This window comes from Fodinibius sediminis, assembly GCF_900182555.1.
GTDB lineage: Bacteria > Bacteroidota > Rhodothermia > Balneolales > Balneolaceae > Fodinibius > Fodinibius sediminis.
The window spans coordinates 64,537-83,905 of sequence record NZ_FXTH01000017.1; the positions used below are offsets into that span (position 1 = coordinate 64,537).

A 19,369-nucleotide genomic window follows, 5' to 3' on the forward strand; every position below is an offset into this window, starting at 1 on the left:
CTAAACCGTAATGTTCGGTTGAATAATGGCCGCCTCAGACGAAACGATGGTGATGGCCGCCAGGGCAACGGCAATGATGATGTTGACCCCCACATTAATTAGTTCAACGGTGGATTCAAGCTTGTATTCGGTCTGCACCTGATAGTAGTCGGCCAGCTGCTTGGCGTTGTCGCGCACCGAGCCCGACTCGGCCCCCAGACGGAAGCGGCTGAGTGCGGTGCGCGTAAATACCCCCGTGGCCGACAGGGCGTCCACCAGGCCTGTCCCGTCCTTGAGCATTTTCTTGATCGCCACCTCTTTGATCTGGCGCTCCATATAGACATTCCTGCATGCCTCGGCGGCCGTTTTAATGACCTCCACGTTCTGACCCGAATCACTGTACAGGGTATAGAACACGCGGGAAAAAATTTCAATGCTCATTTTGTGGAGCAGGTCCCCGATCACGGGTATTTTTATGATATGCTTGTCCAGCCAGTATTTGCCCTTGGGCGTCTGCACGTAATAGACAAACAGTCCGATGGGAATGACAAACAGGGAGGTGATGGCGATCCAGTGGTCTTGCATAAAATAGCTGACATCCAGCGTGGCCTTGGTCATCGGCGGCAGGGTGATATTAAATTCCAGGAACATTTCGGCCATCAGGGGAAAGATATACCCCACATAAAAAAGGATGACGCCCAGCACTGCCGTCAGGGCAATACCGGGCATCAACAGGGAACGCCTCAGGTTCTTCTTAAAAGAGGCGTCTCTCTCCATGAATTTGGCGGTGCTTTCAAAAACTTCGGCCATATTCCCGCTGGTGGAAGCGATGCCGAGCATGTGGGCCGCAAACTCCCCGAAAATATCCGTGTGCTTGCCGTAGACCTCGTAGCCTTCTTTGCCATCCTGGAGGTCTTTCTGTATTTCCCTGATGACGTCCTTGAGCCGCTTGTTGGCCGTGTCTTCGTGAAGCAGCGTCAGTATCTCACTGTACGGAAGCTCCTGACGCAGCAGGTCGGCCGACAGCCGGATGAAGGTGACCACTTCGCCCGATGAAATCAGTCCCTTAAAATGGAACCATTTTTTTCGTACGCTGACTACTTTGTAGCCTAATTTGTTTAAGGCATTGGCAAGCTCTTCTTTGCTGTAGGCCTCCTGTTCGCCCTCGATCACTCCCGATCCATTGCGCTGGACTTTGTAGGCATACAGCTCTTTTTTCTCCAGATCCTTGATTTCAATATTCTTAAGATGCGCGAGCTGGTTGACCTTTTCCCGGGCTTCCTTCTTGCTGCCTGTTTGAAACTCTGCCCGAACCAGCTTGTTATTGGGTGTTACCCCCGAAAATCTAAATTGAGGCATGATGTGTGAAATTTGGTTACCATTCCTTGATTGTACCTTGTACCAACGTCTGTTACCCTCTGTAAAACCCTGCATTCGATGGGGAGCGGGCTGTTAACCCCAGCCCCTCCCTTCTCGAACACGCTCTCTTATTTATCCTACAAGGATCAAACATTATTTAACATCAATCATTTCTTGTAAGATAATTTACCATTCTCCAGATATGTACCTACACATCCGCAACGACAGGATCATCTATATCACTTGGATATACAGTCACTGTCACAGTTTTGTCTGCTTGTTTACATGTGGCTACAATCTGAAGACTTGTTTCACCACTTGGTGTGAGAGTAAATGAAGCATTAGAATTTTCAAATGATTGTGGACCGGCATTAGTTGCATCTTTATCGTAACCAAATCCTAAATCATCTACATCGATATTAGCGAAAGTACCTCCGCCTCCACCGAGCATTGTTGGTTTGATATACCAGCCCTGCGACATAGCTGCGAGGGTTAATACATCCTGACGCGCAGCGTCAACATTGGCATTATTGGCACTTTGTCCGAAAATGTTAATAGCCACAACCGTAGCTATCCCAACGATGATGGTTACCAGAATGACGAGTAAGAGTTGTTGCTGTCCCATAATATATACCTAGTTGTTTTTTTATTATTTGATTCGACCCCTGTTTTATGAGCCTGTTTTTTTTGAGGTTTATCCGTATCTCTTGACTGATGGACGATTCATCGCCTAATCACCAGCCGGGATAGCAAAAACGCCCATCGCCAACCGGAGCCTCAGGATGATATCATCACGAAACCTCGTTTACCATAGTTACAAGGGACGTGCCAAAAGTTTTCTGGAGAGGCTACCCGATCCGTTCATATGCAAATTATACAACAGGTTTAACCCTTGCTAAGTAGTTGTTATTAAATGACTTGAAATACCTTCTGAAAAGAGGAAATAAATATTCAGGAGAAATGTAATAGAAAGGGAAGGGTAATATTTTAAAACGCTACACTCATATTACGGATAAATCTTACACAAGGCAGTGGTAATTTATTACACACTGTGGAATAAATTATTACAGTATTGGTAGAATTATTTACTACGGATGGCAAATGTATATTTATTAGCAGTCTGAAAAATGGGAAAGGCCGGTCGGGAACAACGGACGATAAATAAAAAAGGGAGCCGGCAGCGGCTCCCTTCTGGCAGTCAAATACATAGCGATTTCGGCAACGAATGATGACCTAACGTGGTATTTTGATCCATGTGCCGGCCTCGATCGTCTCATTAAGCTGTACCTGGTTCGCAATAGCTACATCCTCTGCGGTAAGGTCCATGGGCAAATCCTGTGGTACAAAAGAGGAAAATGCAGCGCTGCGGTCGGTGCGAAAAGCCTGCAGGCGGGCCGGCTGCATATTGAGTATGTTCTGGTCGGTCAGGGCCTGAAAAGAATTGATGGAATTCACAAAGCGGGACTCATAGCCGGCATATTTCTGGGCCGTGGTATAGGAAGTAAAGCGGTAGATATTGCCGCCATAGGCAAGAGCTGCTATATAAAACCGGTACTCGGTATTATTCTGCCCCGTGGCGGTGGCTGTAGCCCGGTAGGCATTAAGCCCGTTAATTGTTTGCTCCTGTTGGCCCTGGACCGTTATGCCCTCCTGGCTGAGGAAGCTGCGAACCGAAGCCTGGGGTGAATCCGCCTCGCTGTCAATCTCCATTGCGATGACGGCATCCTGCTCATCGCTCACAACACCAACCACGGTCGGCTGATTGATGACCTGCCACCCATCGGGATATTGAAACCGGAACTCCAGTTCGGGATGGTAAAAAGTGCCGTCGCGGGCAAACCCTTCGCGCGGATTCTTCCCAAATACCAGGCCGTCGATACTGCGCATGAACTCCTCAGTATCCACAATATTCTGCTCGTAGCCTTTTTCAGCCCATTGCCGGGCCAACTCCGGGATGGTATTTTCCCGTTCCGAAGGGTCCGGGTGCGTAGATGCCCAGTCCGGAATACTCTGCCCCGACTGTTGTGATATTCGTTTCAGCGCGGAAAAGAAACCCGCGCCCTCGGCGGCCTCATAATGCTCCATAGCCGCATATTCAACGCCCAGCTGGTCGGATTCACGTTCATCCTCCCTGCTGTAGCTCAGGAACAAAAGCTGAGCCGCCTGGCTTCCGAGGTTGAGGATATCGCCGCCCGGTACGCCCAGTATCTCCTGTCCCGCAACGGCACCTCCTATCAGCGCTATTTGCCCCACCTGCTGTTCAAAAGCGCGCTGTGAAGAGTGGCGGGCCGCAACGTGACCGATTTCGTGTCCCAGTACGACAGCGAGCTGAGCCTCGTTTTCCAGGTGGGCCAGCAGCCCCCGTGTCACGTACACATAGCCGCCCGGCAGGGCAAAAGCGTTGGGAACCTCACTGTTCAACACGCGGAAGTGGAATTCCGTCTCTTTGTACTTTTGCTGGGTATCCTCCCGGCGCATATGGCTTTTGGACAACACCTGCTGCCCAATGTCCTCAATATATTGCTGCAATTCTTCATCCTGATACATGCCGTACTGCTGCTGAATTTGCTTGTCCGCCTTCTGGCCCAGCTGCACCTCTTCTTCCCAGGTGTAGCCGTAGGCCCGTTTGTTTCCAGTGATCGGACTTCGCTGTATCGCGCAGCTCATAACCATCAGTCCTGCTATAAGAATGAACAAAGCATTGCGTAGCTGTGATCGTTTCATAAGAACATCTGTTGAAGTTAAGTGATTATCATGCAGTGGCCTATCGTATCTCTGCTCACAGTCAATATACCTCATTCAGCTGTTGCTTCCAATGCTCGACAATCATGAGCATGGCCAAGGTATCGAGTTCGCAATAACGCAGCAGAGCTTCCCGATACGCCGATTTTTCCTTCATACTCAGATCACCGGCAATAAGTTTCCCATAAAGAAACATCGCTTCTGCCCCCCGCCGAACGGTATCCGACCCTGTTTCTTTCAAAATAGCATAGGGACTTTTGGCTTTGCCGTCCTTATCTGCCTGCCACCAGATAACATGCTCAAAATTCTGACTGCTGTACGGCTTGCTGTACTTCTGCTTCAGAAAATCGCTCTGGCTCATCACCGACTGCAGCACCTCCTTGATGCTGAGTGAATTTTCCATTTCCCGGTTGTAGTAAAAATGCTTGACCTGCCGGCTGAGGTCCGCAAGATAGGGCGGATTCGGATGCCTGGAGTCATTGCGGCGGAGGACGCCGTCGATCCACTGGAGCAGCCATTGACTGTCGGGCACCATCGAAGCCTCATCTCTGAGCTCCCGCCCGATGACCTTCAGTGCATTTCGCTCAAAATTGGAATACTGTACAATTGTCCCCTCATTGATGTCCGGAACCTGCATCAGACGCCGAACCAGTTCGTAGTTGGGATAATCGTTTTCGGCCCGGTCAATCCACTGGTGGTGCTGCCAGTGGCCGTCTTTATAAAGCGTATGGCAGGAAAACTGGAAAACGACCAGATGATAGGGCGGACGCCCGGCACGAATCGGCACGGCATAATTACCGGCTTCAAAATCAAGAAAATGTACCGGATACTGCCAGCGGCGCAGCTCCTTGCGCAGGGAGGCGCGCATAATCTCCTTCGGAACCTCTGCCCCCCTCGCTTTATGAATCTGCAGCGCCCGCCGCATCTTCTCCGTGATGTGTCCGTTGTCTTCCGCGATAGATGCTACTGAGTGAATATCCTGTCGGTCGATATTGATATTGTGCTGGTAAAACACTTCGCGTTCAATAAGCTGCCGGGTACCCGGACCGATAAGCTCAAACACATGGTTCATCTTTTGATCAGGGCTGGCTGCCGAATCCGGTTGCCAGCATTCTCGAAAGCCGCTTTTTTTTCCAGCTGACCGCTGCTCATCCGTGATATTGAATTCACAGCCCTTGCATTGATAGCCCGTTGAAGGAGGAACCTTTGTTCCCTGCAGGTACAGATCCCGCAGATGCCCCAGGGATTCACCGAAGGTGCGTTTGGGAAGGTGATTTTCAGCGAAGGATGGATCCTCCCATATCATCGTTACAGGTGTGCTCACATCCAGTTTGGCGAGCAGCTGCTGATTGGGTGCAGGAACAGCCGGGGAAGGGCTGCCACCGGGCGAGGTATTCAGCAGCGCCGGCAGTGAATCGGTATGGGCGGCCCCGCTCTTGTCCGGAAGCACGAGCAGGGGCAGAAGGGAAAAATCGGGGAATTCCTGTTTAAGGATATAGAGCTGATAGGCAAAGTCAAGCAGGTACTTGCGCCACCTGGAGTGGATGCCGCCCCCCGGTTTCAGCAGCTGGTGTTTCCTGGAGCTGAATGCTTTGGACTGTACATGAAGAATGGTAAGCTGATCCCCATTCTTAACAAGCACCGGTACCTTCGCCATCATCCGCCGGTGAACAAAAACAGGATCAAAAAGGGTGATATTCCTGTTTTCCATCAAATAGGTCCCGGTCCGTGCTGCCGAATCCCTGACCGAATCCCCCTCCACCAGCACCCCCTCCGAATGAACAGAGCGGACCAATGATTTCAGGAGTTTTTTGTTATAGACAGCATGCCTGATAAAGGGCAGCGCCTTGCTGTTTTCGGGATAGTCTTGGGACTTATAGAAAAGTTTGGTCGGACATTCCAGCCCGGCCCTGAAAAGATGCTTGGTAAAATATCTGGCTTTTTCGGAGCCCTGCTTCATATCACTCAATAATATTTACTTCCGGAACCAGCTCAATTCCAAACTTGTCACTAACCGACTGTTGAATATCAGAGGCAAGCTCCAGGATCTCAACTGCCGTTGCTCCACCGTGATTAACGATGACCAGTGCCTGTTGCCGGTACGTGCCGGTATTACCGATCACCTTCCCCTTCCAGCCGGCCTTCTCTATCAGCCATCCGGCCGGAATCTTCCTGTGATGTTCATTAACACGGTAACCCGGCATTTTTGGAAAGGATTTCTTCAGCTGCGCGAAAGTTTCAGACGGGACCACCGGATTTTTAAAAAAACTGCCCGCATTGCCCAGTGTCTCCGGATTCGGCAGTTTGCGGTTTCGTATATCGATCACGATGTCACTGATATCGCGGATGCCAGGCTCTTCAATACCCCGCTGTTCCAGCTCAGACCGGATGGCCCCGTAAGAGGTATTGAGCCGTGGTTCCTTGTCCAGCTTCAATACTACCCTGCTGATGACGTACTGTCCCCTGAGGGCCCCTTTAAAAATGCTGTCGCGATAACCAAAATGGCATTCCTCTTTGGTAAAGGTGCGAATCTCTGCCGTGCTGATATCAACGGCTTCAAGTTCTTCGAATACATCGACCAGCTCCACCCCGTAAGCACCGATATTCTGGATGGGGGCCGCTCCCACTGTACCCGGGATGAGCGACAGGTTTTCAATGCCGCCCCACCCGCGGTCAACCACATATCGCACGGTCTGATGCCAGTTTTCTCCCGCCCCGATCTGCAGCCATATGTGCTGTGAGTTCTCTTTAAGGATCGTTCTGCCCTGTATAGCCATATGCAGCACCAAACCGCTATAGTCTGCGGCAAACAGAATATTGCTGCCTCCGCCCAGCACGACCATATCCTCGGTCGGGGCATGGGGAGCTTTCAACAGCTGCTGCAAATCCGCTACCGAATGGATCTCGGCAAAAAGACGGGCCCGGGCCGAAACGTTAAGCGTATTGAACGGACGCAACTCAACGTTGTGCTTCACAAGTTCATCAAGCGATTTCGGCATGTAACACTTTTATTTCTTCGATTTTGGAGATTTCTTTGCAGATTTAACGTTATGCCCCTGTACTTTAGCGCGTACCTTCCGCACCCGGTTGTTAAAAACGGAATGAATGGTAAATTCGATCCCTCGATAATACACCCGTTCTCCTACATTCGGTATCCGCTCCGTCAAATGGTACATCAGCCCTCCAAGCGTCTCAAAATCATCATCCTCCGAAGTCAGCTCACAGTCCAAAATCTCTTCCATATCGTCGAGATCGATTTTAGCATCAAAGAGGTACCCCCCGCTGCGAAAACGCGTATAGAGCTGTTCTTCGACCTCATCGTATTCATCCGAAATATCGCCTACAATTTCTTCCAGGATATCATCGAGCGTAATAAGTCCCTCCGTCCCCCCGTATTCGTCCACAACAATGGCAATATGGGTTTTTTCCTGCTGAAAATCCCGGAGCAGATCATCCAGCTTCTTGGTAGCCGGAATAAAGAGGGCTTTCCTGGCAATGGTGCGCCAGTTAATGGTTGTACGTTCAATATCTGCGTTGATATAGGGCAGCACATCCTTGGCGTGGATGATACCCAGAATAGAATCGAGGTCCGATTCATAGATTGGCATGCGGGAGAGCCCTTTCTCACGGATCAGGGAAAGGACCTCATCGAGCGAATCATTTATCGATACGGCTACAACATTTACGCGGGAGGTCATAATCTCGCGCACGCTGGTGCTTCCAAACTCGATCACATTTTCAATGATTTCACGCTCGTCGCTCTTGATGGATCCCTCCCTTTCACTGACCTCCGCCATGGTCATGATATCCTGCGATGTCATCTTGCTGTTGGGTTTGGGAAGCCGTTCCTCGAGGTTGAGCGTGCTGTTGGCGATGATGCTTGAAAGGGGTTTCAGCATCACATAAAAAAAGTAGATGAAGCGACTTATTTTGCGTGCATTCTTCAGCGGTTCGTTGATCGCAATAATTTTGGGCGTTATTTCACTGAGAATCAAAATAGTAAAGGTGAGTATAATCACTTCCCAGAAATAGACCCAGAATTGCGAGAAGCCAAAGTAGACAACCACCGAGCCTGTGACTACCGCCGCCAGCACGGAAGTGACAATATTGGCAAAAGTATTGCCGATCAGGATGGTCGCCAGCAGCCTGCGCGGCTGATTCAGCATCCTCATGATCAGCTGATCTGTCGATTGTTCAGCCTCATCCTTCGAGCGTACCCCTTCCTGGCCGGAAAGGGAAAAAAAAGCCACTTCTGACCCTGAAAACAAGGCTGAGAAGAAAAGACCGACAACAATCAGGACCAACTGGACGGCAATCCCGACAGGGTCTATCGACGAAGAAACCTCAATAATGTCTCCGGCCTGTGCAAAGAAGCTGAAAATAAGTAATAAAATGTTCGGGATATCCAATTACCTGATGCTAATGCTGCTCATTTATCCTAAAGCTATAGACTTCGCACCTGTCTTGCAAGAATGAAAAAGAACGGCCGGGACAATCCTGCCCCGGCCGCACCAGTATGCCACTACAATATGCACTGCTTCCACCTAGAATGGAAGATCGTCGTCGATATCGTCAAAATTGTCGTTGAGGTCCACGCTGCTGGAAACCTGCTGCTTGTTATCCGGCTGGGCGGGCGCATCAGCCCCGTTGGACCCTTTACTGTCGAGCATCGTCATGGTCAGAGCTTTAATCTCGGTTGTGTACCGCGTCTGTCCATCCTTGTCCTCCCACTGGCGGGTCTGAATGGGGCCCTCAATATAGACCTGCGATCCTTTCTTCAGATATTCCTGGCAAATTTCCGCCAGCCTTCCCCAGGCTACCACGCGGTGCCACTCGGTGGTCTCCTTCCATTCGCCCTGCTTGTCCTTGTAACGCTCGGAGGTAGCGACAGATAAATTTGCCACTGCAGTATTAGACTGTGTATAACGCACATCCGGGTCCTGGCCTAATCGACCTATAATCATTGCTTTGTTTAAAGAACTCATAACGTATTCCTCTTTTCTTTTTTATCATTTCCATCTAAAGGTAAGATATATTTCGGAGGAAATCCTTACAGAAAAAGTTGAAAAAGTTGAATATTTCCACAAAAACATCTAAAAGTCTTCCCCCCCTCCCTCCAAATACCGCTGTAGTGGATCGAGGGTTTCCTCCTAATTCAGTCCATAGCACCGCATGGCGTTGCCGCCCAGAATCTGTTCTTTTTCTGTCCTGGAAAGCGGCTCTATATATTCCTGGACAAGGTCAAACACCTCCTCGTACTCTGCTGCCAGCAGACAGACCGGCCAATCGGAACCGAACATCAGGCGGTCCGTGCCAAAGGCATCAAATACCACATCAAGATAGGGTTTGAAATCCGCTGCTGACCAGTTTCCCCAGTCGGCCTCAGTAACCATACCCGATAGTTTGCAGTACATCTGGGGGTGTTGGGCCAAATCGCGGATCCCCGCTTCCCAATCATCTATTCGCTGCGCCTTGATGAGGGGCTTGGCGAGATGATCGAGCACGAACGTCTGATCCGGGAAGCGGCCGGCAAAACTGACTGCCGCCGGCAGTTGATGGGCAAATATGAGGATGTCATACGTCATGTCGTAAGAGCCCAGGATCTCGATGCCTTTCAGAAAATCAGGTTGAAGCAGGAAATCATTATTCTCCTCATCCTGCACCAGATGACGAAGCCCTTTAAGCGTCGAATTGCTGGCATAATGATCCAGCCGCTCGCGAAATTCGGCAGAACGGATATCGAGCCAGCCGACCACCCCTCTGACAATATCATGCTGCTCTGCCAGCGACAGCAAAAAACGAGTCTCCGCCTCGCTCTGATCGGCCTGCACGGCAATACAGCCCTGCATCCCCACCCTGTTCAGCTCTGTTTGAAGGTCTTCCGGCATAAAATTCTGCTGCAGTATCGCCATCTCATCGGTAATCCAGTCATCCCTCACTGGATCATATTCCCAAAAGTGCTGATGCGAATCGATTCTGTTCATTCCAGCGTGATTTCAAGATTATATGTGTAAGCTGCAGTACTGGCGGCCTCAAAATGAAGAGGTGGTTAGCCCTCATCATCAAGCGTTTCATATCCCACCTTATCAAGTATCAATCCCCGGGCAGCCGCTCCAAACCCATTTTTATCCTTCGACGGCTTCAGCAGCATGTCTTCAAATTCAGCTGCCTCCCGCTTGCCTCTGCCCACCTGCAGCATGGTCCCCACCAGCCGCCGCACCAAGTGGCGAACAAAGCGGTTGGCCTGAATATGGTACGTCAACAGTGGCCCCTCCTGCCTGAACTCCGAGAGGGTAACCCGGCACTGGGCACTTGGGTTCTGATTATCAGGCTTGGTGAAGCTGTCAAAATGGTGCGTTCCCTTAATCAGTGCCGCACAGTAGTCCATCGCCTGCATGTCCAGCTCCTGCATCACCAGCGTGGAGGTCTCTCTCCGCAGCGGATGTGGCCGTCGGCTGATCTGGTAGCGGTAGCGGCGATAGAGCGCATCAAAACGGGCATGAAATTCATCATCTACCTTTTCCATCCTCCAGATCGCGATATCATCCGGAAGGATACCGTTCAGCGCATACTGGAGGCGGTACAGATCGAGCTCCTCCGCATAATCAACATGGGCGATCTGCTCTTCCGCATGTACCCCGCTGTCGGTGCGTCCCTGGCCTATCACATCCACCGGCTGCTGTAATATGCGGGCAAACGCGGCTTCTATCTCGCCTTCCACCGTCGGGGCATTGGGCTGCTTCTGCCAGCCCTTGTATGCCGTGCCGGCATATTCGATAAGCAGTTTGTAGCGCGGCATGGCCCTAACCTTTGTTTAGTAATGCTAACTTTTCTTTCGCTCCCGTCCCCAGTGGCGAAAAATAGAGATGCTGAATCCGCCCATCAGCAGAAACGTACCCAGCCACACCACAGATATAAAGGGTTTCTCCTCGGCTACAAGCAGCACCCACTGCTCCTTCACTTCTTTATCCACGCCGCGGATGGTCAGCTCCACTTTCCCGGTCGAGGGATTGACGCTGCTGAACTGTACGGTACCATTGTGGCCCGGGATACCCGTGGGAGGAGCATAGGACCAGTTTTTTCCATTTTTCTGGTAGATGGAAAATAGGGGGTACACCGAGGTGGAGCTGTCGCTGCCCCGCTGTGTAATTTCAACATTCGCGCGTACGGCGATGATCGTACTGTCCTGCGGAGCATCCTCCGTCTCCTGGCTATAACTTTTCAGTGTAATATCAAACGAACCCACGGAGGCGGTTTCGCCCTGCGCAAGCTCAATCTTCTGAACTTTTGTACTGTCCAGCATCCCGGCAGCCGCAGGCTCCGTCTGCTGGCGGACCTGACGGGCTCGTTCCTTTGCCTGCTCATTTTTCTGTTGTACATAGGAACTGCCCGATACATAGAGGTAAATATCGCTCAGCATGCCCGTACGGACATCCGGATCCACCGACCATTCGATATTCTGTGCAGAAGAGGACGAAAGCATCGGGTAAACCTGTGGATTCAAAACAAATTGGCTGCCCTCGCCGTCTGCAGGTTCAAATTTAATGCGGTATTGCTGCTGTCCGGGGCGCTCCTGATTTTTGAGTGTATACCCTTCGTAGGTTACCCGGTATTTGTCGTTTACAACCTTGGGTTCGTTGAGTTTGAGTTCTAAAAAGTTGACGGTCTGGGTTTTCTGAAAGCCCTGTTCATCGGTCACATTTCCGCTCCGGATCGCTTCATTGTACTGCTGGGTGGTTCTGTCCAGCAGGTGTTCGTTATAGGCTGACGAAGCCAGGATACCCAGCAGCAGGACCGCAAAACCGATGTGCGAGAGAGCCCCTCCGATGAGCATGGGGTTCTGCCTGATCAGACGAATCATAATGACGGCATTGCCGACAAGGGCGAACCAGGCCGTCAACAGGTATACCATATAATAGATATTCCGGACATCGCCGATGATAATGGAGGCCAGTGTGATGATGCAGGTCAGGGCCACCGGAAGGGTAAGGTCTTCCGCAAGGGATTCTCCGTCCTGCTTCTTCCAGAAAAGGTACTGTCCCAGCACGGTAAGGATGGCCGCAACCATCGCCATGGGCATGGTCCATTCATTATAAAAACTGACCTCCGGCGGAGTGGGATTTTCTGTAAACAGCCGGCCTATGATTGGCGAACTTGTTCCCAGGATGATTACCAGCCCGATCAGGAACAGCATCATCGCCCCCGCAAAGGTCATAAATTCCCGACTCAAAAATCTGGAGTCATTCTTCTGTTTTGGCAGTTCTTTGTAGCGGTAAAAAAAGAGTCCCAGCCCAATACCCGTGACAGCCAACATAAAAACAACAAGCTGGCTGTAGAGCCCAAGGTCCACAAAGCTGTGAACCGATGCATCCGAGAGGATGCCCGACCGGGTCAGGAAGGTTTCATAAACGATCGCGACATAGGCCAGGATGGCAAAGATGATGGAAGCCTTCTGTGATGTCGAACTTTTCCGCTGGATAATCATGGTATGGATGCCGGCCGTACCCAGCAGCCAGGGCACAAAAGAGGCATTTTCAACCGGGTCCCAGGCCCAGTAGCCCCCAAAGGAAAGCGTTACATAAGCCCAGTACCCCCCCAGAAAAATGGCGGTGAGCAGTGCTACATTCGCTCCCAGTGTCCAGGGCAGCGCAGGATTAACCCACTCGTTGTATTTTCTCTTCCACAGCGCGGCCATGGCAAAACAATAGGGAACCGTCATCATCGAAAAGCCCACAAACAGAATCGGCGGGTGAATCATCATCCAGGGACTTTTAAGCAGGTCGTTCAACCCCTTTCCATTCTGAGGTACGAAATCCGGATTGGACTGCAGAAAAGGGGCATTGGGCATCGCTTCCGCCAGGGAGCGAAAGGGGGAAGCCCCCAGCGTGAAGTCCCCGAACGAAATACCGGAGACCATGGAGAGGAGAAAAATTTGTGTCAGTGTAAGAAAAAACAGAACCGGCCCGCGATAGGCTTTCCGCGTCCACCGCATGAGTCCGAAACCTATGAGCGTAGAAAACAGCACCCACAGCATGAAACTCCCCTCCTGTCCGCCCCAGAAGGCCGAAATAAGGTACTTCAGCTGCAGGTCATCACTGGTGTAGTTGTAGACATAATAAAAATTAAACTGGTGCGTGAGGATGATATGCAGCAGCAGGCCGGAGGCCGCCAGGAGGAACAACCCCTGCAGGCCAAACAGCCAGTTGGAAATTTTGAAATAGCGATCCTTGTCGTTCTGAGCGTACAGGAAATAGCCGATAGTGGCCAGGATCGCACAGAGAAAAGCCGCGTTGATAAAAAATTCGCCGTAAAACTTGATCATAAAAGACTAACTGTTGCCAACATTTGCTTTTTCAAACTGAGCCCCGTCAGCATTATTGTACTTTGAGGGACACTTCATCAGCATTTCATCGGCATAAAATACCTCCCCTTCTATTTTGCCAATGACGACCAGGCGGTCGGCCTGCTCAAAATTATTGGGCTTGGATTTGGGGTATACCACACGCCGGACATTTCCGGCCTCATCTTTCATATAGAAAGTGAATTGTTTGGATTCCATCGAGAATCCATAATCCCGGGAATCGTCCCAGGTTCCCACAACATGGGCACTGTTCATATCAGCAGCCTGTTCAAAATTTACGTACGTGCTGATGCTGTTGCCGAAGTTGTACATCAGCAGGGAGGTAAAGCCAACAATCGCGATGATACCGATAATCAGTTTAGGTTTCATTGTGAACCGTTTTTTTAGATTGTTTTAATTCATTTTCCAGCCGACCTACTTTCTTGTCAACCCGGATGATAAAAAAGAGTAGTACAAACCAGATAATAAGACTGACACCCAGCACAATAAAAATCAGATCATACGAAGCAGCTGCCTGAATGAGCGGACCAGCCTGCTCAAACCCCTCGCTGGCCTGCCAGTCTGCCGAATAGGACTTTGTCAAGGTATCAACGGCGGCAACACTGTCTTCTTGTGCCTGAATAAGTGAAAAAATCATAACTGTTGGTGTTCGAATTGATACTTCATTTCTTTATAGCGGTACAGGATATCATACAGCCAGACCGCCAGCGCAATGAATCCGATGACCGCCGGGTAAAAAATATAGCGCAGTTCCGGTGCCGTAATTTCACTGAAGGCCGGATTTCCCTCTGCCCCCGGATGAAGGCTGGGCAGCTGCCGCGGAATAATATAGAGCAGGAACGGAATGGTTGTTGCGGCAAACACATTAAAGACCGCCGCGATTTTTGCCCGTTTTTCCGGGTTTTCAAAAGCCGTTCGCAATACAAAATACGCAACGTAAATCATCATCCCCAACGCCGATAGGTTCATGCGGGGCTCGGCAAAAGTCCACCACGATCCCCATGTAAACCGTGCCCACAGCGAGCCCGTAATCAATCCGCAGATGCCAAACAGCAGCCCCACCTGGGTAGCCGACTCCGCTTTCCGGTCGGTAGCCAAATCGGGGTTGTTCAGATACTTAATACTGTAGACAAAGCCCGCTACAAAACAGACGGCCATGGTAAACCACATCGGAACGTGCAGAAATAGGTTCCGGGCCGATTCCAATAAAATAGGTATCTCTGGAATGGGAATAAGGAATCCGGCTACAATAACCCCCGTCATCCAGACGGCTACAACATATTTCCAGGGTTTCAAGCTCATCAAGTAAAAGTTTGCCTGCTGATAGTGTGGTCTGCTTAAAGCATCGCAATATACGAAATCTATTTTGGAAAAATTAGTGTTTTCACCTTCAAATTCCCCAAATTTTACCTAACTTTACAGTCTGCATTACTGCTTTCAAAGAACCTATCGTTGATTATGACACCTCAATCAACTTCCCAAAGCACCTCGCTTCACATCAGCTGGAAAAACCACCTGGTCGGTTACCTCCTCTCCGTGCTGCTGATCCCGCTGTTCGGTCTCGGGCTCCTGGGGCTGTACTGGGTATACAAACGACAGAAACGAATCTCCTACCGGGTGACCAATACCCAGATCTCCTCCATTGGCAGGGAATATCACCGCAATGTGGATCTCGCAAACATTGAAAAGGTGGAGGTACGCCAGAACTGGCTGCAGAAAAAATTAACCGTGGCCGACCTTGTACTCCGCACCCCGACCTCCCGGATGACCCTCTTCGGCATGGAAAACCCCTACAGCCTGAAGGGATTGCTGGAAAAAGCCGTTGCAGCGGAAAAGAAGCGCCGGGAACAGCCCGAAAAAAAAACGAGGGTCCGGGAACAGGAATATGACCCCGGGAGCATGGAAAAAATAGACTACCTGACGGGCTTGTGGCAGCAGGGACTGCTCTCGGACGAAGATTATAAAAAAGAGCGCAAACACTTCGAGTAAAAGCCGGTGCGCGGAAGATTGCATGATTGTTGTTTTAATCCTTATTTGAGTGGATCAGTAGTTCAAAGTTAGCTAAAGTGTTAATATCATGTCACCCTTTCCACTGGAACTGCCACGACGCTCCCCACAAGAACATTCCTTCAAACTCCTTCCTATTTGGGTAATTGTATCAGGACAATTCCTCTAAGGTGCTATTAAAACGTAGAAAAATGCGATAGCGTATATATCCATGGTGACATTTCAATTCCTCTAAGGTGCTATTAAAACTGACTTCAAGAACCGGGATCGTGACAGTTGGGGCGATTTCAATTCCTCTAAGGTGCTATTAAAACTAGTCTCAACAGGGCACTCATGCAACCCTATGCATCATTTCAATTCCTCTAAGGTGCTATTAAAACTCAACTGGCTATCCTATCTATACGAAGCGCAAGAGAATTTCAATTCCTCTAAGGTGCTATTAAAACGTTTCTTTTCGGCCCGCCGTGCAAAGACTTCAATATCATTTCAATTCCTCTAAGGTGCTATTAAAACGGTAAAGCAGAAGACCAAGTAATTAAGTATGATAATATTTCAATTCCTCTAAGGTGCTATTAAAACCTATGCCCCAGACGAAACCAGCACGCTTAAGAGCATATTTCAATTCCTCTAAGGTGCTATTAAAACATATACAAAATCAAATACGGCGGTGGCAAACTTCACAGATTTCAATTCCTCTAAGGTGCTATTAAAACCAAGTCCGCGCCGTGTGCTTTCTTGTTTCAGGAATATTTCAATTCCTCTAAGGTGCTATTAAAACCTGCTGAAACTCCTTTCCAATTACAAGATTTAGCAGATTTCAATTCCTCTAAGGTGCTATTAAAACCCTTAAAGAGATTGAATCATTGTTGAAGTCACTTGAATTTCAATTCCTCTAAGGTGCTATTAAAACATAGAAGTTAACGCCATCATAGGTCAACACTTGATAATTTCAATTCCTCTAAGGTGCTATTAAAACTCTGAGCCGTTCCGCCCTCTTCGCCGTCTTCAGGCTCATTTTAATTCCTCTAAGGTGCTATTAAAACCAAGTTCAACGACTGATACCACGGGCGGATTAGACCATTTCAATTCCTCTAAGGTGCTATTAAAACCGGCCAGTCACGGGCGGTCAAGATCATGCAAAACGATTTCAATTCCTCTAAGGTGCTATTAAAACCTTTTTGCTCTTATGGAGCTTTACGCAAGCGACGAAATTTCAATTCCTCTAAGGTGCTATTAAAACGCACAACAAACGTACATATGTTTAATTATGAATTAATTTCAATTCCTCTAAGGTGCTATTAAAACTCTCGTGCCAGTCGTCGCAATATTCGGAATAGTCAAATTTCAATTCCTCTAAGGTGCTATTAAAACGATTTCGTTCTCATTCCTTTCAATTCACTGGGAGCAATTTCAATTCCTCTAAGGTGCTATTAAAACCTTGTAGGGTGCCAGCTCCGGGCACACCTTGTCTATCATTTCAATTCCTCTAAGGTGCTATTAAAACCGTTATAGCTGGGCGTATATTCATAGTGGTTGCTGAATTTCAATTCCTCTAAGGTGCTATTAAAACAAGAGATCGGCACCGGCATATAAGGAACCGGAAGTAATTTCAATTCCTCTAAGGTGCTATTAAAACTCCGGCTGATGAAGACGATCCGGATACCGATCACCATTTCAATTCCTCTAAGGTGCTATTAAAACTCCAGACCGACAATGTCATGTCGTTCACGCAGGTGAATTTCAATTCCTCTAAGGTGCTATTAAAACTATCGATGGGTCATCCGCTCCCGAGGTGCATATTCGATTTCAATTCCTCTAAGGTGCTATTAAAACTAGCAATACAGATGGCTCATGGATCAAATTTTCTAAATTTCAATTCCTCTAAGGTGCTATTAAAACCGTATCCTCTGTGGATTATTTGCGATGGCAGGTAGAATTTCAATTCCTCTAAGGTGCTATTAAAACGCAAGAAAGCATTTTTTAGTATTTACCCTGAATCAAATTTCAATTCCTCTAAGGTGCTATTAAAACGTACGTTGGCGTTGCCTCCTATGTCAAGCTGATAGGATTTCAATTCCTCTAAGGTGCTATTAAAACGAGATAAAGAAGCCGCAACTCACAACGGACCATCCGAATTTCAATTCCTCTAAGGTGCTATTAAAACCCGTTGCGAATACATCGGTTAGAGACTATATATAGGGATTTTTATGCCTAATTTTCAAGAAATTATCGTCTGCCGGCAATTATGCTAAAAGCAGGTGGGGACGACGAGCTTGATCATATACTTCAGCACGGTCTTAAGGGCATTTATTGAAGGACAAAGGATTTGTGTTAAATAAACAGGGATCAATGAGCCCTGGCCGACGAGATTTTTTAAACAAAATTGTCGACATTATGCTTTTCTACGCCCAACACCTGGCGGTTGCTCCAGCGCTTGCTACCAACACAGTATATGATAATAGAGTCCTGATCTTCATTCATAAGCTCACGGGCGGCATCCTTAAGTTCTTCCAGCTGGGCATCGGTGAGTTCACCCTCAAAAACAGAGTTCTGTACATGATTCAGGTATTTCCTTACCAACTTGAGCATCTTCTGCACGCGATCGACATTCACATCATAGACAAGTATATAATACATACACCAAATTGTAGCGTTTAAAAATTATCCTACCACCAGGCTTTAAATGGCACATAGGCCTGAGCACCTGTCAGATGTTTAACAAGCTTATAGCACTCCATGCGAATAAGGCGACGGTAGGAAACTTTGCGGCCCAATTCACGGTGCATAATGGTAGTCTGGAGTTTTTCTTCAAATACCTTGGAGAAGGTCTTCCTCCCTTTTTGGGTAAGGTGACAAAAGTTGAGTGATTCATCAAAATCGGATGCTTGTATGCGCCGTTGATTTAAACAAGTGAATATTACCCGGTCTGCCAGTAAGGGTTTAAATATTTCGGCTAAATCCAATGCCAAAGAATAACGGCGGGCACCGGGTTCATGCAGATATGAAATCAATGGCGATAGTTGCGTTCTATATATTTCAGTCAGACAGGTGGTATAAACCATTGAATTGCCAAAAGAAATAAGTGCATTGACAGCATTATTGGGAGGTTGTTTTACGCGTTTATTAAAATCGTATTTGTCACCTAATATGGTTGGGAATGCCTGATAATAAGCCTGTCGAATATTTCCCTCCATACCCATAAGTTCCTGTATATCTTTGGCCACCGGAACTTTATCCAAAATTTTTTCCACTCTTTCAATCCATTGGCTTAGATCACCGGCACGTCCGTCGTAATACTTAAGATTCCGAAGCATATTGGAAGCTGCCCCCTTTACCAGCTGCAAAGCAATACGAATGCGCTTTTTATGCTGCTTGTAATGATCGACCTGATTAACTAGCAGAAAACCACTTAACAAATACTCCCGGGGATAGTAGCTGCCGCTGTAGTGCCCGTAATAGTTAAACAGATGCGCTGGAATGTTTTTTTTGGACAAAAACCGAAGCATCCGGGCATTAAAATTAATTTCACTGAATACCATCAGTGAATCCACATCATCAATGGGAATTACTCTTTTATTCTCAGAATTAAATTCTTTTTTAAACTTGCCGGCCTCGGTAATCAGCTCCCAGTCGGTTGAGGCTTCTTTTGTCTGGCCGGTTTCTTCAAGAAGTTCCTGTTCGTCCTCATAGGGCAAAAAAAAGATGGTGTTCTGCTTACGAATTAGCTTGCCTGACGTAAATATATAGGGTCTTATGAAGTATAGCATGTTATAAAAGTTTGTAACATATTGCTATACAATGAATAACAAGTATTACAAGCGTTCAAGAATTTCTGAGGCCAAATTTCGGCATTTAATTCGATGTTTTTCGTTGGATTTAACCGCGACTGAAACGGCCGAATTGACCGGAATTTCGTTGCGC

Annotated in this window: 16 protein-coding genes, 1 pseudogene and 1 CRISPR repeat array; of the genes and pseudogenes, 2 read left to right on the forward strand and 15 right to left on the reverse strand. The window is 48.4% G+C overall.

Annotated features, from left to right (window positions below; all coding sequences use genetic code 11):
* From FN808_RS16090 to ccsA, 13 genes are all read right to left on the reverse strand, one after another.
* Nucleotides 1–1,338, reverse strand: a complete 1,338-nt coding sequence (locus FN808_RS16090) for a type II secretion system F family protein (protein WP_142715640.1) — start codon at nt 1,336–1,338, stop codon at nt 1–3.
* 208 nt (nt 1,339–1,546) lie between these two features.
* Nucleotides 1,547–1,963 carry a hypothetical protein gene (locus FN808_RS18995; RefSeq protein ID WP_185958453.1) on the reverse strand — a complete coding sequence of 139 codons (417 nt, stop codon included), beginning with the start codon at nt 1,961–1,963 and terminating at the stop codon, nt 1,547–1,549.
* Nucleotides 1,964–2,571: 608 nt separating this feature from the next.
* Nucleotides 2,572–4,062, reverse strand: a complete 1,491-nt coding sequence (locus FN808_RS16100) for a M48 family metalloprotease (protein WP_142715641.1) — start codon at nt 4,060–4,062, stop codon at nt 2,572–2,574.
* Nucleotides 4,063–4,123: 61 nt separating this feature from the next.
* Nucleotides 4,124–6,040: a DUF2779 domain-containing protein gene (locus tag FN808_RS16105; RefSeq protein ID WP_142715642.1), complete on the reverse strand. Its 1,917-nt coding sequence runs from the start codon at nt 6,038–6,040 to the stop codon at nt 4,124–4,126.
* A gap of 1 nt (nt 6,041) precedes the next feature.
* Nucleotides 6,042–7,079, reverse strand: coding sequence for a UDP-N-acetylmuramate dehydrogenase (murB, locus tag FN808_RS16110; RefSeq protein ID WP_142715643.1), 1,038 nt, complete (start codon nt 7,077–7,079; stop codon nt 6,042–6,044).
* 9 nt (nt 7,080–7,088) lie between these two features.
* Complete coding sequence (locus tag FN808_RS16115; protein ID WP_142715644.1) at nt 7,089–8,489, reverse strand: hemolysin family protein; 1,401 nt, start codon at nt 8,487–8,489, stop codon at nt 7,089–7,091.
* Nucleotides 8,490–8,624: 135 nt separating this feature from the next.
* The gene (locus FN808_RS16120) at nt 8,625–9,065 is read right to left on the reverse strand and encodes a single-stranded DNA-binding protein (protein WP_142715645.1); all 441 of its coding nucleotides are present in this window, start codon (nt 9,063–9,065) and stop codon (nt 8,625–8,627) included.
* Between the two features lie 165 nt (nt 9,066–9,230).
* Nucleotides 9,231–10,064 carry an amidohydrolase family protein gene (locus tag FN808_RS16125; protein ID WP_142715646.1) on the reverse strand — a complete coding sequence of 278 codons (834 nt, stop codon included), beginning with the start codon at nt 10,062–10,064 and terminating at the stop codon, nt 9,231–9,233.
* A 65-nt stretch (nt 10,065–10,129) separates the two neighbouring features.
* The gene (gene truA / locus FN808_RS16130) at nt 10,130–10,879 is read right to left on the reverse strand and encodes a tRNA pseudouridine(38-40) synthase TruA (RefSeq protein ID WP_142715647.1); all 750 of its coding nucleotides are present in this window, start codon (nt 10,877–10,879) and stop codon (nt 10,130–10,132) included.
* A 24-nt stretch (nt 10,880–10,903) separates the two neighbouring features.
* Entirely contained in the window at nt 10,904–13,402 is a 2,499-nt protein-coding gene (locus FN808_RS16135) for a heme lyase CcmF/NrfE family subunit (RefSeq protein WP_142715648.1), read from the reverse strand.
* Between the two features lie 6 nt (nt 13,403–13,408).
* The gene (locus FN808_RS16140; protein WP_142715649.1) at nt 13,409–13,810 is read right to left on the reverse strand and encodes a cytochrome c maturation protein CcmE domain-containing protein; all 402 of its coding nucleotides are present in this window, start codon (nt 13,808–13,810) and stop codon (nt 13,409–13,411) included.
* Nucleotides 13,800–14,078: a hypothetical protein gene (locus tag FN808_RS16145; protein WP_142715650.1), complete on the reverse strand. Its 279-nt coding sequence runs from the start codon at nt 14,076–14,078 to the stop codon at nt 13,800–13,802. Before FN808_RS16145 ends, FN808_RS16140 begins: the two co-directional genes overlap by 11 nt.
* Complete coding sequence (gene ccsA / locus FN808_RS16150) at nt 14,075–14,743, reverse strand: cytochrome c biogenesis protein CcsA (protein WP_246068378.1); 669 nt, start codon at nt 14,741–14,743, stop codon at nt 14,075–14,077. The genes FN808_RS16145 and ccsA overlap by 4 nt, the downstream gene beginning before the upstream one ends.
* Before the next feature lie 156 nt (nt 14,744–14,899).
* Between ccsA and FN808_RS16155 the strand changes: the two genes are divergently transcribed.
* Complete coding sequence (locus FN808_RS16155; RefSeq protein ID WP_142715651.1) at nt 14,900–15,430, forward strand: PH domain-containing protein; 531 nt, start codon at nt 14,900–14,902, stop codon at nt 15,428–15,430.
* A gap of 171 nt (nt 15,431–15,601) precedes the next feature.
* Nucleotides 15,602–17,612: direct repeats of the CRISPR family, unit length 30 nt; unit sequence ATTTCAATTCCTCTAAGGTGCTATTAAAAC.
* A 209-nt stretch (nt 17,613–17,821) separates the two neighbouring features.
* On the opposite strand, the gene cas2 is transcribed toward FN808_RS16155, so the two are convergent.
* Both cas2 and cas1b read right to left on the reverse strand, forming a co-directional pair.
* The gene (gene cas2 / locus FN808_RS16160; RefSeq protein ID WP_142715652.1) at nt 17,822–18,085 is read right to left on the reverse strand and encodes a CRISPR-associated endonuclease Cas2; all 264 of its coding nucleotides are present in this window, start codon (nt 18,083–18,085) and stop codon (nt 17,822–17,824) included.
* A gap of 29 nt (nt 18,086–18,114) precedes the next feature.
* Nucleotides 18,115–19,215, reverse strand: a complete 1,101-nt coding sequence (gene cas1b, locus FN808_RS16165) for a type I-B CRISPR-associated endonuclease Cas1b (RefSeq protein WP_142715653.1) — start codon at nt 19,213–19,215, stop codon at nt 18,115–18,117.
* A 31-nt stretch (nt 19,216–19,246) separates the two neighbouring features.
* Here cas1b and FN808_RS16170 point away from each other — a divergent pair.
* A pseudogene (locus FN808_RS16170) lies at nt 19,247–19,369 on the forward strand (IS1595 family transposase); the annotation flags it as partial.